General features: G+C 73.4%; 15 protein-coding genes. 7 read left to right on the plus strand and 8 right to left on the minus strand.

Features of this window, described 5'->3' with window-relative positions:
* Window positions 1-145 precede the first annotated feature (145 nt).
* From HW837_RS26080 to HW837_RS26100, 5 genes are all read right to left on the minus strand, one after another.
* A complete protein-coding gene (locus HW837_RS26080; protein ID WP_045557974.1) occupies window positions 146-982 on the minus strand; it encodes an ECF transporter S component in 837 nt (278 codons plus the stop codon).
* A complete protein-coding gene (locus HW837_RS26085) occupies window positions 979-2,730 on the minus strand; it encodes an ABC transporter ATP-binding protein (RefSeq protein WP_193380013.1) in 1,752 nt (583 codons plus the stop codon). The genes HW837_RS26080 and HW837_RS26085 overlap by 4 nt, the downstream gene beginning before the upstream one ends.
* Complete coding sequence (locus HW837_RS26090) at window positions 2,727-3,950, minus strand: energy-coupling factor transporter transmembrane component T (RefSeq protein ID WP_193380012.1); 1,224 nt, start codon at window positions 3,948-3,950, stop codon at window positions 2,727-2,729. Before HW837_RS26090 ends, HW837_RS26085 begins: the two co-directional genes overlap by 4 nt.
* Before the next feature lie 9 nt (window positions 3,951-3,959).
* Window positions 3,960-4,652, minus strand: coding sequence for an SCO2322 family protein (locus HW837_RS26095; RefSeq protein WP_193380011.1), 693 nt, complete (start codon window positions 4,650-4,652; stop codon window positions 3,960-3,962).
* A gap of 74 nt (window positions 4,653-4,726) precedes the next feature.
* The gene (locus HW837_RS26100) at window positions 4,727-6,049 is read right to left on the minus strand and encodes a prenyltransferase/squalene oxidase repeat-containing protein (RefSeq protein ID WP_193380010.1); all 1,323 of its coding nucleotides are present in this window, start codon (window positions 6,047-6,049) and stop codon (window positions 4,727-4,729) included.
* Window positions 6,050-6,346: 297 nt separating this feature from the next.
* Here HW837_RS26100 and HW837_RS26105 point away from each other — a divergent pair, with 297 nt between their 5' ends.
* Window positions 6,347-7,171 carry a phosphotransferase gene (locus tag HW837_RS26105; protein ID WP_193380009.1) on the plus strand — a complete coding sequence of 275 codons (825 nt, stop codon included), beginning with the start codon at window positions 6,347-6,349 and terminating at the stop codon, window positions 7,169-7,171.
* A gap of 27 nt (window positions 7,172-7,198) precedes the next feature.
* Here the strand turns inward: HW837_RS26105 and HW837_RS26110 are convergent, their stop codons facing one another.
* Window positions 7,199-8,227: an MBL fold metallo-hydrolase gene (locus tag HW837_RS26110; RefSeq protein WP_193380008.1), complete on the minus strand. Its 1,029-nt coding sequence runs from the start codon at window positions 8,225-8,227 to the stop codon at window positions 7,199-7,201.
* A gap of 164 nt (window positions 8,228-8,391) precedes the next feature.
* On the opposite strand from HW837_RS26110, the gene HW837_RS26115 reads away from it, so the two are divergent.
* From HW837_RS26115 to HW837_RS26125, 3 genes are read left to right on the plus strand one after another with little or no spacing between them, the layout of a single operon-like run.
* Window positions 8,392-9,882, plus strand: coding sequence for an aldehyde dehydrogenase (locus HW837_RS26115; RefSeq protein ID WP_045558066.1), 1,491 nt, complete (start codon window positions 8,392-8,394; stop codon window positions 9,880-9,882).
* Window positions 9,882-10,115, plus strand: coding sequence for a ferredoxin (locus HW837_RS26120; RefSeq protein WP_045557981.1), 234 nt, complete (start codon window positions 9,882-9,884; stop codon window positions 10,113-10,115). Before HW837_RS26115 ends, HW837_RS26120 begins: the two co-directional genes overlap by 1 nt.
* A gap of 56 nt (window positions 10,116-10,171) precedes the next feature.
* On the plus strand, window positions 10,172-11,038 hold the full coding sequence (locus HW837_RS26125; protein WP_093789257.1) for a tetratricopeptide repeat protein: 867 nt from the start codon (window positions 10,172-10,174) through the stop codon (window positions 11,036-11,038).
* Window positions 11,039-11,335: 297 nt separating this feature from the next.
* Here the strand turns inward: HW837_RS26125 and HW837_RS26130 are convergent, their stop codons facing one another.
* The gene (locus tag HW837_RS26130) at window positions 11,336-11,998 is read right to left on the minus strand and encodes a TetR family transcriptional regulator (RefSeq protein ID WP_045557983.1); all 663 of its coding nucleotides are present in this window, start codon (window positions 11,996-11,998) and stop codon (window positions 11,336-11,338) included.
* A gap of 217 nt (window positions 11,999-12,215) precedes the next feature.
* Here HW837_RS26130 and HW837_RS26135 point away from each other — a divergent pair, with 217 nt between their 5' ends.
* From HW837_RS26135 to HW837_RS26145, 3 genes are read left to right on the plus strand one after another with little or no spacing between them, the layout of a single operon-like run.
* Window positions 12,216-13,652, plus strand: a complete 1,437-nt coding sequence (locus HW837_RS26135) for a glycosyltransferase family 4 protein (RefSeq protein ID WP_045557984.1) — start codon at window positions 12,216-12,218, stop codon at window positions 13,650-13,652.
* Window positions 13,646-14,413 (plus strand): class I SAM-dependent methyltransferase, encoded by a 768-nt coding sequence (locus HW837_RS26140; RefSeq protein ID WP_045557985.1) that lies wholly within the window; start codon window positions 13,646-13,648, stop codon window positions 14,411-14,413. Before HW837_RS26135 ends, HW837_RS26140 begins: the two co-directional genes overlap by 7 nt.
* On the plus strand, window positions 14,410-15,477 hold the full coding sequence (locus tag HW837_RS26145; protein ID WP_045557986.1) for a prenyltransferase/squalene oxidase repeat-containing protein: 1,068 nt from the start codon (window positions 14,410-14,412) through the stop codon (window positions 15,475-15,477). Before HW837_RS26140 ends, HW837_RS26145 begins: the two co-directional genes overlap by 4 nt.
* Before the next feature lie 127 nt (window positions 15,478-15,604).
* Here the strand turns inward: HW837_RS26145 and HW837_RS26150 are convergent, their stop codons facing one another.
* Entirely contained in the window at window positions 15,605-15,892 is a 288-nt protein-coding gene (locus HW837_RS26150) for a hypothetical protein (protein WP_033527342.1), read from the minus strand.
* Window positions 15,893-15,916: the final 24 nt, after the last annotated feature.

A 15,916-nucleotide genomic window follows, 5' to 3' on the forward strand; every position in this document is an offset into this window, starting at 1 on the left:
TGGCTCTCAAAGCCCAGGTCAACGCCCATAAGGCCGTGCGCATGTCAACCACTTCGATCTACGAGCCCGGTTCGTATGTGACGTGCACCCTGTGGGGTGGTTCACGGCTCTCGCGACGGACCGTGCGCGGCGGGGTGCCGGAGAGTCACCGGGCGGGCGGGGTGAAGGTGACCGGGCTCTCGAAGGCGGCCCTGCGGGTGGCCCGGCGCAGTGCCTTGAGGACCGGGGTGCCGAGGGCGAGGGTCAGGACGGCCGTGACGACCGCGCGGCCCAGGTCCCAGCCGAGGGACGTGGCCAGGCAGTACGCGACGAAACGCGCGAGCTTGGCGGCCGGGGCCGCGTCCGCGTCGTAGGCGACGGCCGAGGCGAGGGTGTCGATGAAGGGCCAGCCGTACAGATTCATGACCGTGCCGTACGCGAAGGCGGCGACGAAGCCGTAGCCGGCGAGCAGGGCGAGCTCGGCGCGCCCGCGCAGCCGGTGGGCGCCCGGCAGCAGCCCGGCCCCCATCGCGAACCAGCCCATCGCCAGCATCTGGAACGGCATCCACGGGCCCACACCCCCCGTGAGCAGCGCGGACGAGAACATCGTCACCGCGCCGAGCGTGAAGCCGAAGCCCGGGCCGAGGACCCGCCCGCTGAGCACCATGAGGAAGAACATCGGCTCGATCCCGGCGGTCCCGGCCCCGATCGGGCGCAGCGCCGCGCCGACGGCGGCGAGCACCCCGAGCATCGCCACCGCCTTCGCCCCGAGCCCCGCCTCGGAGAGCGTCGCGCCGACGACCCCCACCAGCAGCACGAGCAACCCGGCGAACAGCCAGGGCGCGTCCTGCGCGTGCGCGGTCACCTGCGAACCGGGATCCGCGACGAAGGGCCAGCCGAACGCCGCGGCCCCGACGGCACTGACGAGGACGAGCGCGGCGACGGTACGGGGGGAGAGGGGGACCGGGCGGGGGCGGCGGGGCGGCGGGAGGCTGCTGCTCATGGGTGCTCCTCGGGGGCCGGTGCCGGGTCCGTCGCTCGCAGGGCGCGGCGTACCTGGGCCGTGGTCAGCCAGGGCTGCGGGGCGAGGATCTTCGTGACCTGCGGCGCGAAGGACGGGGAGCCGACGACCACCTCGGCGGTCGGCCCGTCGGCCACGACCTCCCCGTCGGCGAGGATCACCACACGGTGGGCCAGCTCGGCGGCCAGTTCCACGTCGTGCGTGGCCAGGACGATGGCGTGCCCGTCGGCCGCGAGGGCGCGCAGCTGCGTGACCAGGCGTGCCTTGGCCGCGTAGTCGAGGCCCCGGGTCGGTTCGTCGAGCAGGAGCAGCGGCGGGCGGGCCGTGAGGACCACCGCGAGCGCGAGGGCCAGCCGCTGCCCCTCCGACAGGTCGCGCGGGTGCGTGTCGTCCGCGATGCCGGGCAGCAGTTCGGCGGCGAGGGCCCGGCAGGTGCCCGGCCCGGCCCCGGCGTCCCGGTCCGCCGCCGCGCACTCCGCCGCGACCGTGTCCGTGTAGAGCAGGTCGCGGGGCTCCTGCGGTACGAGGCCCACGCGGCGTACGAGGTCCGGGGGCGCCGTCCGGTGCGGGTCCAGCCCGCCCACCCGCACCGATCCGGCCGCCGGCGCCACCAGCCCGACCAGCGCGGACAGCAGCGTGGACTTGCCGGCGCCGTTGCGGCCCATGAGGGCGATCGTCTCGCCCGGGGTGACGGTGAGGGTGACGCGGGTGAGGGCATGGACGCGGCCGTGGTGGACGGAGAGGGCGGTCACCGTCGCCGGGGCGGCGTGACGGGAGGGGGCGTCAGGGGTCGGGCGTCTGCTGAGGAGGCGCCGGAAGAGGGGGGAGCGTGGGGCCGGGGAGAGCTCGGGGGCTTCTGTTGTGTGCGGGGTGCGCGTGGTTCGTGGTCGATCGCGCAGTTCCCCGCGCCCCTTGAGGGCGAGGGTTTCTCGGAGTGGTTCCGCGCGACGGCGGGCGTCCCGGACCGTCAGGGGCAGCGGGGACCAGCCCGCCAGGCGGCCCAGGTCCACCACCGGCGGGAACACGGGAGAGACGGCCATCACCTCGGCCGGGGTGCCCAGGACCGGTGGCGCTCCCGGGGCCGGGAGGAGGACGATCCGGTCGGCGTACTGGACGACCCGCTCCAGGCGGTGCTCGGCCAGGAACACGGTCGTGCCCAGGTCGTGCACGAGCCGCTGGAGGACGGCCAGGACCTCCTCGGCGGCGGCCGGGTCCAGGGCGGAGGTCGGCTCGTCGAGGACCAGCACCCGGGGGTGCGGGGTGAGCACGGACCCGATCGCGACGCGCTGCCGCTGGCCGCCGGAGAGCGTGGCGATGGGCCGGTCGCGGAGGCCGGCCAGGCCCAGCAGGTCGAGCGTCTCCTCCACCCGACGCCGCATGACGTCCGGAGCGAGCCCCAACGACTCCATTCCGTAGGCGAGTTCGTCCTCGACCCGGTCCGTCACGAAGTGCGCCGCCGGATCCTGGCCCACCGTGCCGACCACGTCGGCGAGTTCACGCGGCTTGTGGGTACGGGTGTCCCGCCCGGCCACCGTCACCCGGCCGCTCAGGGTGCCGCCGGTGAAGTGCGGCACGAGCCCGTTCACCGCCCCGAGCACGGTCGACTTCCCGACCCCCGACGGCCCCACCAGCAGCACGAGTTCGCCCTCCGGGATCTCGAAGTCCACGCCGCGGACGGTCGGTTCGGCCGCCCCGTCGTACGTCACGGACACATCCTCGAAGCGGATCACGAGGTCTCCTCCTCGGACGGGGCGGCCGTCGGCGCGGGTACGGCGAACGCCGGGAGCAGGCCCAGCAGGATCGCGGCGGCGGGCAGCAGGGGCAGGTCGGGCGAGGTGAGGGGGACGACGACGGGGTGCAGGGCGGCGGGGTCGTACGCGGCGGAGCCGATCAGCAGCGCGGCGACGGCCACCCCGGACCCGGCCACCAGCCACGCCCGCGCGCCCCAGGCGTCGGGCCGGTACCGGGTGCGCGGCGAGCGACGGCCGCCCAGCCGCAGCCCGGCCAGCGCGGCGGCGACCCCCGCGAGCAGCACGGGGAGGCCGTAGCCGCCGCCCTCGGCGGTCAGCACGCCGTACGTTCCCGCGCAGACGCCGAGCAGCCCCCCGAGGGTGAGCGCGGCGGTCGTACGGCGGACGGGTGCCGGGACCTCGGCGGTACGGCCGTAGCCCCGCGCGTCCATCGCGGCGGCGAGCGCGACCGACCGCTCCAACGCGCCCTCCAGCACCGGGAGTCCGACGTGCAACAGCCCCCGCAGGCCCCGGTCGGGCCGGCCCCGCAGCCGCCGCGCCGCCCGCAACCGCTGTACGTCCGCCACCAGGTGCGGCGCGAACGTCATCGCCACCACCACGGCCACGCCGGCCTCGTACAGGGCGCCGGGGAGGGACTTGAGGAGGCGGGCCGGGTCGGCCAGGGCGTTCGCGGCGCCGACGCAGATCAACAGGGTGGCCAGCCGCAGCCCGTCGTACAGCGCGAACAGGAAGCCCTCCGCCGTGATCCGGCCGCCCAGCCGGATCCCCTGCGCCCAGGCGGGAAGCGGCACTTCGGGGAGCGTGAACAGGGTGTGCGTGCCGGGGACGGGCGACCCCAGCACGACCGCGAACACCAGCCGGACGCCCAGCACCACCAGCCCGAGCTTCACGAACGCGGTGTACGAGCGGGCCCAGGGGGCGTCGGTGCGGTGCGTGGCCACGACGTAGCCCGCCACCGCGACCAGCAGGGCGAGGAGCAGGGGGTTGGTCGTACGCGAGGCGGCGGTCCCGAGACCGAGCGCCCAGACCCACCAGGCGAGAGGGTGCACCGAGCCCTGGCGCGACCACGCGTCCAGCCGCGCCCCCGGGCCCCGCCGTGACCCCGCGCCGGGCCGGTGCGGCGCCGCCGAGTCGGGGGACCCGCCTCCGGCAGGCCCCGACCCCGGCCCCGACCCCGGGCGTCCTGTGAACCACCGCATCGCGCCGCCCTACCCCCGGCGCCGCCGCGCCCGCCACAGCGCGGCGGCCCCCAGCGCGGCGACCAGACCCGCGCCCACGAACAGCCCGACGGACGGCCCCGACCCGTCCTCGGAGGCACCCCCGGCCGACGAACTCGGGCCCCCCGTACGGCCGTCGGAGGCGGACCCGGCGTCGGCGTCGGACCCGGCGTCGGAGGCGACCGCCTCGCCGCATCCCCGGCCCGGATAGCCGCCGATCGCGCAGAGCAGCGCGTTCGTGTCGTACCGGAGCGGCTTCGCGACGGACGCCAACGCCTCGGCCGTGGTCGCCTCGTCCGGCACCCGCGCACAGGCCGTGCGCGCCGCCGGAGGCGTCTCACCCTCCGGCGCGTCCGCCGCCGTACCGAAGTCGATGACCAGCGCGACCCGCTTCCGCCCGTCCCGCGCGGCCGTGTCCCCGCAGATCGCGGGGAAGTCGGCGGCGCCGCGCGGCTGGACGGCGTCCGACGAGTCCCGGCTCACGGCGAACCGGAAGCCCTGCACGGTCCCGTCCGTCGGCCGCGCGGTCGACGGCCCCTGCGTGGCGTACGCCCAGGCGGAACCGTCCCGCTCCCAGAAGGACCAGTAGCGGTAGGCGGCGGCATGGGCCGGCGCCGAACTCCCCAGTACGAGCAGCAGACCGCTCAGGAAGGCGACCGGCGCCGCACGCCACGGCCGGGACACACCACCCAGTGGCAGTGGCAGTGGCAGTGGCAGTGGCAGTGGAAGTGGCCGTGGCCGACGCCCGGTCGAGCCGGTCACGCCTCCGGCCGCTTCCGGCCGCCCCGCACCAGCGCGAACCCGACCAGGGCCGCGACCACGATCAGTCCGAGCCCGATCACCCACCACGCACCCGCCGGGAGACCGTCGCCGGACCCGTCGGCCTCGTCCCCGGCGGCCGTGTCGTCGACCGGCACCGAGGAGTAGTCGTCCACGTCCCCGGCCGGGCCGGTCTCCCGCAACTGTGCCACGAGGTCCGCGCCACCGAAGTCACGCGGGTCGACACCGGAGGCGTGGGCGGCGAAGACGAGCTGGGCGTACGCGGCGGGCCCGGCCTTGGCCGCCCAGACCCCGTAGTTCTTCTCCAGCCAGGCGAGCGGCTTCCCGGTCGCGTCCACGTCCCCGGCGGCGGCGAGCGCGACGACCGCGTCGGCGGTGTTGCCGTGGTCGGGCTGGTCCTTCGCGCCGGCGAGGGAGGACTTCAGATAGCCGTCGGCGGTGAGGGCACCGGCCAGATGGACGGCACCGTTGTGCGCGAGGGCCTCCGGCGAGTCACCGGAGGCGCAGGTGTCGAACGAGGCCGCGTCCTTCCCCGCGCCGCCGCGCCCCGCCTCGACCACGAATCCCTTGCCCAGGCTGCCGAGCACCGCGGCGGCCGTGGCGTCGGCGTTCGCGGCGAGGCCGCCCTTCTTGTCGGGCTGGTAGGCGAAGGCCCCGCCGTCCATCGATGCGTCGTCGTCGCCGCAGGGGAGGGCGAGGGAACGGAGGGCGTCGTAAGGGGAGTTGCCGTCCCTCTTCCGCTTCCCGGGGGTGTCGCCCACGGCGGCCAGCGCGCCGATCACGACGGACGTCGAGTTCGCGTCGCTGGGCCCGCCCGCGGTGTAGCCCCAGCCGCCGTCCTCGTTCTGGTTGTCCTTCAGCCATCGCACCGCCCGGCCGGCCTCGGCGTCCCGCCCGCCGACCGCGGCGAGCGCCTGGATCGCGGCGGCCGTGCTGTTGGTGTCGACGGCCGTCGCGGCGTCGCACTTCGCGGTCGCGTCGGCGCGGTACGCCGGGAACGCCCCGCTCGCGCACTGCTGCCCGACGAGCCATTCCACGGCCCCGGCACCGGGCTTCTCACCCACGGTGCGCAGGGCGAGCAGGGTGAGCGACTGCCGCCAGACACCGTCGTACGTGGGGTCGGTGGAGCCGTACAGACCGGTGGGTATCGCCTGGGAGGGCGAGGCGGAGGGAGCGGTGGACGCCTCGCCGGCCGGGTCGTCGGCGAGGGCGGCCGGCGCGAGACCGAGTCCGGTGCCGAGTGCGGCTGTGGCGGTGGCGGCCAGTACGGCGACGACCGCGGCGCTGCGGCGGACATTCATGATCGGCGGCTGCCTCTCCCTGACGGGGAGCCGGGCGGCACGGCGAAGCGCCGGGCGGCTCGGCTCCGTATTCCTCGACGGTGCCGTGCACCGGCGGGCCGCCGGTGACGCGAGCCGGTCACGATTCCGTCCAGGGCAGTCCGGCTCGCCGCCTCTGCCGAGGGCGGCTCACGGTTGCGGGTCAGCGCCGGATTTGCACCGGCTTCCCCCTGTACGGGTGTGATGACGACGCGGTCACTCTACCTGCCGGTAGCCACGATTCTGAGGGCCACCCGGGGGCCGCGATAGGTTCGGGCCATGCGTACGGGGAGACTGCTGGGCGCGGGCCGCACGGCCGACGTGTACGAACTCCACGCCGACGAGGGCGAGTCCGGGGCGGACGGCCCCGACGGCCTCGGCACGGTGACCGGGACCGCGGCCCCCGGCGGCGCCGCGGACCGTGACGGAGCCGACAGCCACACCGGACCCGGTGGTCGCGACGGGCGTACCGAACGCGGAGGTGGCGCCTGGGTGCTGCGGCGCTACCGGGACGGGTGGGGGGACGCGGCCGCCGAGGCCGAGGTCATGGAGTACGTACGGGGTCACGGCTACCCCGTTCCGCGCGTGCGCTCGGCGACCCGTACGGAGATGGTGCTGGAGCACCTGTCCGGCCCGACCCTGTTGGAGGCCTGCGCCGCCGGCCGGATCGCCCCACCGGAGGCCGGCGCCACCCTGGCCCACCTCCTGCGGGCCCTCCACGCCGTCCAGCCCCGACACCGCCCCGGGGTCCGGGTGCTCCACCTGGACCTGCACCCGGACAACGTCGTCCTCCCCGCGCACGGCCCGCAGGTCATCGACTGGAACAACACCGAGGAGGGGCCGCCCGGCCTGGACTGGGGTGTCTCCGCGACGATCCTCGCCCAGGTGGCCGTCGACCCGACCGACCCCCGCGCGCCCCTGGCCCACGCCACCCTCACCTCGCTCCTCGCCCACCGCCCCGCCGACACCCTGACGCCCCACGACCTGACCGAAGCGATCCACCGCCGGGCATCCACCCCGACCATGTCGTCCCGCGAGACCGAACTCCTGGGCCGAGCTGAGCAGTTGATCCTCCGGGTCATGTCGGCGGAGGCGGAGGCCTGAGCAGGCCGTAGGCCTTCAGGCTCCCCCTCAAACCGCCACGTACCGCACCGGATCGCTCCCCGGTACCGGCTCCGCCCTGCCCAGCTTCACCAGGCGGCGTACGTGGGCCTCCGCCTCGGAGACCGCGATGTTGCGGGAGGTGAAGGGGATGTCGGGCCAGGGGCGGTTCCACTCCATGCGTTCGGCGAGCTGCCAGGTGGTGAGGGGGGCGGCGAGAAGGACCAGCAGGTCGGCGAGGCGGGACTCGTGGTGGGCCAGCAACTCCCGTACGCGCGCGGCCGTATCGGTGAACGCGTACTGATGCGCCGGAAGAATCTCCGCGGCGCCGAGGCGGCCCACGCGTTCGAGGGAGTCGAGGTAGTCGCCGAGGGGGTCGGTGACCGTGTCGTCGTCCGGGTCCTCGTAGAGCCCGATGTGCGGGCTGATCTCGGGCAGGAGGTGGTCGCCGGAGAACAGCCGTCCATGACCCGGGAGTCGGGCGGGGTGCGCCTCCTCCAGGTGGAGGCAGACATGCCCCGGCGTGTGGCCCGGCGTCCAGATCGCGCGGATCCGACGGCCGGGGAGGTCGAGGAGTTCGCCGGGCACGATCTCGCGGTCGGGGAGCGCGGGGGAGAAGCCGGGCAGCGCGCGCGGACCGCGCGGCGCCCGCAGCGGCGCGAGGTGTTCCTCGGGCGCCCCCGCCGCCGTGAGCTTGTCCGTCATGTAGGAGTACCAGCGCTCCGGGCCGGTCCCCCGTGTGCGCCGCACGATCGCCGTGTCCGCCGCGTGCATCGCCACCCACGCCCCGGACGCCTCGCGCACCGCCCCCGACAGCCCGTGGTGGTCGGGGTGGTGGTGCGTGATCACGACCCCGTGGATCTCGGCGACCGACGTACCGCACGCGAGAAGGCCCGCGGCGAGCGTGTCCCAGGACGCCGGGTCGTCCCAGCCGGTGTCGACGAGCACCGGCCCGCGGTCGGTGTCCACGACGTACACCAGGGTGTGGCCGAGCGGGTTGTCCGGGATGGGGACCTCGATGGACCGTACGCCTCCGCCGTGATCGGTCACCTGTGTCATGAAGTCACTATAACTAGAACGAGTTCCACCAGGGGTGGGTGCGAGAATCCGCGGCCGCCCCCACCGGCCGACGCATGACATGGACTCCTTCCCCTGGAACTGGTATCAGTTCCCTATTCGAAACTGACGGTATGTCAGAGAAGTGGCTCCGGGAGGCGACGGCCATGACCGAACTCGTGGAACACGGACAGCTGTTCATCGGCGGGGAGCTGACCGACCCCCTGGGCACGGACGTCATCGAGGTGGTCTCGCCGCACACGGAGGAGGTCATCGGCCGGGTCCCGCACGCCTCGCGCGCGGACGTCGACCGGGCCGTGGCCGCCGCGCGCCGGGCCTTCGACCATGGCCCCTGGCCCCGGACGACCCTGGACGAGCGGATCGAGGTCGTGGCCCGGATCAAGGACGCCTTCGCGGTGCGCCACGAGGAGTTCGCCCGGATCATCAGCGCCGAGAACGGCACCCCGTTCACCTCCAGCGTGATGGTGCAGGCCCTCGCGTCGATGATGGTGTGGGACGCGGCGATCACCACCGCCCGCGACTTCACCTACGAGGAGCAGCGGGCCGGCGTGCTCGGCCGGCTCCTCGTCCGGCGCGAGCCGGTCGGGGTGGTCGCGGCGGTCGTCCCCTGGAACGTGCCGCAGTTCACCGCCGCCGCCAAGCTCGCCCCCGCCCTTCTCGCCGGCTGCCCGGTGATCCTGAAGGTGTCGCCCGAAACCCCCCTGGACGCCTATCTGTTGGCGGAGATTGCCGCCGAGGCCGGTCTGCCCGAGGGTGTGCTCTCGATCCTGCCCGCCGACCGTGAGGTCAGCGAGTACCTGGTCGGTCACCCGGGCGTCGACAAGGTCTCCTTCACCGGCTCGGTCGCCGCCGGCAAGCGCGTCATGGAGGTCGCCGCCCGCAACCTCACCCGCGTCACCCTGGAGTTGGGCGGCAAGTCGGCGGCCGTGATCCTCCCCGACGCCGACGCGCAGACCGCCGTGAACGGCATCGCCCCGTTCGCCTGGATGATCAACGGCCAGGCGTGCGTGGCCCAGACCCGCATCCTCGTCCCGCGTGCCCGCTACGACGAGTTCGCCGAGGCCTTCGCGGCGTACGCCTCCGCGCTGAAGATCGGCGACCCCCTGGACCCGGCCACCGAACTCGGCCCGCTGGTCGCCGCCCGCCAGCAGCGCCGCAGCCTCGACTACATCCGCATCGGCCAGGAGGAGGGCGCGAAGATCCTCACCGGCGGCGGCCGTCCGGCGGCCCTGGAGCGCGGCTGGTACGTCGAACCGACCCTCTTCGGCGACGTCGACAACTCCATGCGCATCGCCCGGGAGGAGATCTTCGGCCCGGTCATCTGCCTCCTGCCGTACGGCGACGAGGACGAGGCCGTCCGTATCGCCGACGACTCCGAGTACGGGCTCAGCGGCAGCGTCTGGACCGCCGACGACGAACGCGGCATCGACGTCGCCCGCCGGGTCCGTACCGGCACCTACTCGGTCAACACCTTCAGCCTCGACATGTTCGGCCCGTTCGGCGGCTACAAGAACTCCGGCCTCGGGCGCGAGTTCGGCCCCGAGGGCTACGGCGAGTACCTGGAGCACAAGATGATCCACCTGCCCGCCGGATACGAGCCGCCCGCCGGTGCCGCCGAGGGCAAGGGGGTCGGGTGATGGGCGACCGCTGGCACGTGGAGGTCGACCGCGCCCTCTGCATCGGCTCCGCCCAGTGCGTCCACCTCGCCCCGGACGCCTTCCGCCTCGACTCCGCCATGCAGTCCCACCCCGTCGAACCGGAGACCGACGCCCACGAACGCGTCCTGAAGGCGGCGGAGGGCTGCCCGGTGGAGGCGATCTCCATCGCCCTGCTCGGGAGCGGGGAGCCGGTGTTCCCGCCGGAGGAGTAGGGGCCCTACGCTCTGCGGTCGGCACACGAACGACAACACACGCGGGGCGGGAAGAAGTGCGGAAGTCCGAGGCCAAGGGGCTGATCGAGCAGGCGTACGCGGCCTGGGACGCCGAGGAGTGGCAGCGCGCCGCCGACCTCTACGAGCAGGTGCTCGCGCACTTCCCGGACGAGGGGCCGAGCGCGGAGTGGTGGTACGACGCCGCGCTCGGCCACAAGTTCCTGCGCAACTGGGACAAGGCGTACGAGCTGGGCGTCCAGGCGGCCGCCCGGGCGCCGCGCGGCGAGGGCGACCCCGCGTTCTGGAACCTCGGTATCGCGGCCACGATCCGCCGGGACTGGGCGGTCGCGCGCGACGCCTGGGCCGGTTTCGGCCTCGACGTCCCGGCCGGCGAGGGCGCGATCGAGGGCCGTTTCGGCCATGCCTGTGTGCGCCTGGACACCGGGGGCGAACGCGAGGTGGTGTGGATCGAGCGGCTGTGCCCGACGCGCGGCCGCGTCGTCAACGTCCCCGTGACCGGCGGCCGCCGCTACGGCGAGATCGTCCTCCACGACGGTCAGCCCAACGGCGAACGCGTCGTCGACGGCACGACGTTCCCCGTCTTCGACGAACTGCTGCTCTTCGAGGCGTCCGGCCTGCCCACCCTCCAGGTGACGGTCGCGGTGGGGGAGGGCGCCGACCTGGAGGCCCTGGTCGCCCTCTTCGGCGCCCACGACCTCGGCGCGGAGACCGCCGACAGCGTCACCGTGCACTGTGCCTGCTGCAGCGAGGGCACGATCCACAAGGAGCACACGCCGACCCGCACCGGCGCCCAGCGCCTCCGCCTCGGGGCACCGGAGGAGGACGCCCGACGGCTGCTGGACCTGTGGGCGGGCGAGAAGGCGATCGGGCGCAGCTGGAGCGGCCTGGAGATCATGGGCTGAGAACACAACCCTCGAAGGGTAAAAAATCCCCTTTGGGGGTTGTGTTCTCGCATGGGCGTTCTATCGTAGAAATCAGCCTACGAGGCGAGTGAGGGAGTCGACCGGAGTAGCCGACATGGGCGCGAGGTAGCAGATCCGCCGGTGCCGACGTCGACGGTCGGGCTGAGAGGCCGGAAGGCAGCAGGACAGGGCCGGAAGGCGACCCCCAGCACCTGATCCGGGTAATACCGGCGCAGGGAACCCGTCTCGTAGGTCTTTTCGCGCGCCCACTCCACTGCTCGGATCGCGTCCGCCCTCCTATGCCTGCTTCCGCCCTTCCGGGGCCGTCAGGTCGATCAGGCGGCACACCGTCTCGATGTCGATCTTCACCTGGGCGATGGAGGCACGGCCGGAGAGCCAGGTGATGAGGGCCGAGTGCCAGGTGTGCTCGATGACGCGGACGGCGGAGAGCTGCTCGGCGGTCGGGTCGGCCAGCCCCATCGCGTCGAGGATGATCGCGGTGGTCTGGTGGGAGACCTGGTCGACCTCGGGGCTGACGCTGCGGTCGGCGAAGGTGAGCGCCCGCACCATGGCGTCGGCGAGATGGGGCTCGCGCTGCAGGGCCCGGAACGCGCGCATCAGCGTCTCGGCGACCCGCTCGGCGGCCGCCTCGCCGGTCGGGGGCTTCTTGCGGAGCGTGCCGTGCATGTGCTCCAGCTGGGCCTGCATGGTGGCGACCAGCAGATGGATCTTGGAGGGGAAGTAGCGGTAGAGGGTCCCCAGGGCGACCTGTGAGGACTCCGCGACCTCCCGCATCTGCACGGCGTCGAAACCGCCCCGGCTGGCCAACTGGGCGCTGGCGTGCAGGATGCGGCGCCGGCGTGCCTCCTGGCGCTCCGTGAGGGGCGGCGAGTCCGGTCGCGCGGTGCCGGCATCCACCTTGGCCTCCAGCTTGGTCTCCACCTTGGCTTCCGCAGACATGGTTCTCGTTCCGTGACAGTCGTGACGGTCGGTGAGGATATGCGATCACAGAGCATGCCAGGGCGGGGGCCGTGGCGTGAATCACCTGATCCATCTCTCACAGCGGTACTACCAGCCGGTAGATTCGGAGCCTCTTGAACGATCAACTCTGAAACTTGTTCTAGATTACCGTCTCGTCGTAATCTCACGGGAAATCGCAGTGAGAAGGGGGCCAGGAGTGACCGCTGAGGCCAGTCGGGCGGCGTCCCGACGTGACCTTGCCGCCGACGGCGGGCGACCGCTCGACATCGCGCTCCTCACCTATAAAGGGAACCCGTTCTGCGGGGGCCAGGGCGTCTACGTACGGCATCTCTCGCGCGAGCTGGCCCGCCTCGGCCACCGGGTCGAGGTGATCGGTTCCCAGCCCTATCCCGTGCTCGACGAGGACGCCGTCCCCGCCGACGGACCGGGCGGAGTCTCCCTCACCGAGCTGCCCAGCCTCGACCTCTACCGCCAGCCCGACCCCTTCCGCACCCCGAAGCGGGGCGAGTACCGCGACTGGATCGACGCCCTCGAAGTGGCGACCATGTGGACCGGCGGCTTCCCGGAGCCCCTGACGTTCTCCCTGCGCGCCCGCCGCCACCTGCGCGCCCGCCGCGGCGAGTTCGACGTCGTCCACGACAACCAGACCCTCGGGTACGGGCTGCTGGGCGACGTGGGCGCCCCGCTGGTCACCACCATTCACCACCCCATCACCGTCGACCGGCAGTTGGAGCTGGACGCCGCCGAGGGCCGGCAGCGCCGGATGTCCGTACGCCGCTGGTACGCCTTCACGCGCATGCAGAAGCGGGTCGCGCGGCGGCTGCCGTCCGTGCTGACCGTCTCCGGCACCTCCCGCCAGGAGATCGTCGACCACCTCGGTGTGCGCGACGACCGGATGCACGTCGTCCACATCGGCGCCGACACCGACCTCTTCTCGCCGAATCCGGCCGTGCCGCAGGTGTCCGGCCGGATCGTCACCACCTCCAGCGCGGACGTGCCGCTCAAGGGCCTCGTCTTCCTCGTCGAGGCGCTCGCCAAGGTGCGCACCGAGCACACCGCCGCCCACCTGGTCGTCGTCGGCAAGCGGCCCACCGAGGGCCCGGTCGCCCAGGCGATCGAGCGGTACGGCCTCGAAGGCGCCGTCGAGTTCGTCAAGGGCATCTCCGACGCCGAACTTGTCGACCTGGTCCGCTCGGCCGAGGTCGCCTGCGTGCCCTCGCTGTACGAGGGGTTCTCGCTCCCGGCTGCCGAGGCCATGGCCACCGGTACGCCGCTGGTCGCCACCACCGGCGGAGCCATACCGGAGGTCGCCGGACCCGACGGCGAGACCTGCCTCGCGGTGCCCCCGGGAGACCCGGGCGCCCTGGCCACCGCGCTCGGCCGCCTGCTCGGCGACCCCGACCTCCGCCGACGGCTCGGCCGCGCGGGGCGCGAGCGTGTACTGAGCCGGTTCACCTGGGCCAAGGCGGCCGAGGGCACGGTCGCCCACTACCGCGAGGCGATCGCCCGCGGGGCCGCCGGACGGGCCGGAGCCGCCGGACGAGCCCGAGCCGCCGACACGGCTGATGCCGTCGAAGAAGCAGTCGAAGCAAACCGCGAAAGCGCCAACCGCGAAAGCAGGGCCACGTGCTGACCGTCGATTTCTCCAGGTTCCCGCTCGCCCCGGGGGACCGGGTCCTGGATCTCGGCTGTGGAGCGGGCCGGCACGCCTTCGAGTGCTACCGGCGCGGCGCCCAGGTCGTGGCCCTCGACCAGAACGCCGAGGAGATCCGCGAGGTCGCCAAGTGGTTCGCGGCGATGAAGGAGGCCGGCGAGGCCCCCGAGGGCGCCACCGCCACCGCGATGGAGGGCGACGCCCTCGCGCTGCCGTTCCCCGACGAGTCCTTCGACGTCGTCATCATCTCCGAGGTGATGGAGCACATCCCCGACGACAAGGGCGTCCTCGCCGAGATGGTCCGGGTGCTCAGGCCCGGCGGCCGGATAGCCGTCACCGTGCCGCGCTACGGCCCCGAGAAGGTCTGCTGGGCGCTCTCCGACGCCTACCACGAGGTCGAGGGCGGCCACATCCGCATCTACAAGGCGGACGAACTCCTCGCCAAGATCCGCGAGGCGGGCCTCAAGCCGTACGGCACCCACCACGCCCACGCCCTGCACTCGCCCTACTGGTGGCTGAAGTGCGCGTTCGGCGTCGACAACGACAAGGCGCTGCCCGTGCGGGCGTACCACAAGCTGCTGGTCTGGGACATCATGAAGAAGCCCCTGGCCACGCGGGTCGCCGAGGAGGCGCTGAACCCGCTGATCGGCAAGAGCTTCGTGGCGTACGCGACCAAGCCGCACCTGCCGGTCGCCGCTGCCGCCACCACCGCCGCCGCTGCCCCGGCGGACGCCAAGTGACGACCCCCCGGACAGAACACCTGGTCCTGCCCGGGGTCCTCACCGCAGAGGAGGCCGCCGCCACCGTGCGGGGCATCCTCGCGGTGCAGCGCGCGGACGGCGCCATCCCCTGGTTCCGCGGACACCACCTCGACCCGTGGGACCACACCGAGGCGGCCATGGCCCTGGACGCGGCCGGTGAGCACGAGGCCGCCGAACGCGCCTACGAGTGGCTGCGCCGGCACCAGAACGAGGACGGCTCCTGGTACGCCGCCTACGCCGACGGCGACGCCCACGACATCACCGACCGGGGCCGCGAGACCAACTTCGTCGCCTACATGGCCGTCGGCGTCTGGCACCACTACCTGGCCACCGGCGACGACACCTTCCTCGACCACATGTGGCCGGCCGTCTACGCGGCGATCGAGTGCGTCCTGCGGCTCCAGCAGCCCGGCGGGCAGATCGGCTGGAAGCGCGAGGACGACGGCACACCGGTGAACGACGCCCTGCTGACGGGCAGTTCGTCGATCCACCACGCGCTGCGCTGCGCGCTCGCCATCGCCGAGCAGCGGGAAGAGCCGCAGCCGGACTGGGAGTTGGCGGTCGGCGCGCTGCGGCACGCGATCCGCCGGCACCCCGAGCGGTTCCTCGACAAGGACCGCTACTCGATGGACTGGTACTACCCGGTGCTCGGCGGCGCGCTCACCGGCGCCGAGGCCAAGTCCCGCGTCGAGGAGGGCTGGGACCGTTTCGTCGTCCCCGGCCTCGGGGTCCGCTGTGTCGTCCCCAACCCCTGGGTGACCGGCGGCGAATCGGCCGAACTCGCCCTGGCGCTCTGGGCGATGGGCGAGTCCGACCGCGCGCTGGAGATACTCCAGTCCATCCAGCACCTCCGCGACCCCGGCTCCGGCCTGTACTGGACGGGTTACGTCTTCGAGGACCGGGCCGTCTGGCCCGAGGAACTGACGTCCTGGACCGCGGGTTCGCTCCTGCTGGCCGTGGCCGCGCTGGGCGGCGACGAGGCCACGTGCGCGGTCTTCGGCGGGGAGCGCTTGCCGCGCGGGCTGGACGTCGAGTGCTGTTGAGCGCCGCTGAGCCGGGGGGTCCGGCGTCGGCCGCCAGGCCGGTGGGGCTTCTCGCGCAGTTCCCCGCGCCCCTGAAAAGCAGGGGCTGCGCCCCGTGCTTTTCGGCCCGCACCGGACCCGAGCGCACTCAATGCCGGTGCATCCGGTTGGCGATGGCGTGGCCCACGAACAGGTATACGACGGCCGCGAGGCCATAGCCGGCCACCACCCGGGCCCACTGCTCGTCGAACGTGAACAGGTCGTGCGACCAGCCGGCGAGCCAGCGGGCCGCGTCATGGACGAACTGCACGAAGTCGTTCGCGCCGTTCGCGCCCAGCAGGTACATCAGGATCCACAGGCCGAGGATGAACGCCATGACATCGGCGACGATCGCGATGACCCGGCCCGCCTGATTGGAACCGCTATATCGAGACATGCCTGACGGGTTGCCCGTGAACCC

It is taken from the genome of Streptomyces caniscabiei (assembly GCF_014930365.1).
In the GTDB taxonomy this organism is placed as follows: domain Bacteria; phylum Actinomycetota; class Actinomycetes; order Streptomycetales; family Streptomycetaceae; genus Streptomyces; species Streptomyces caniscabiei.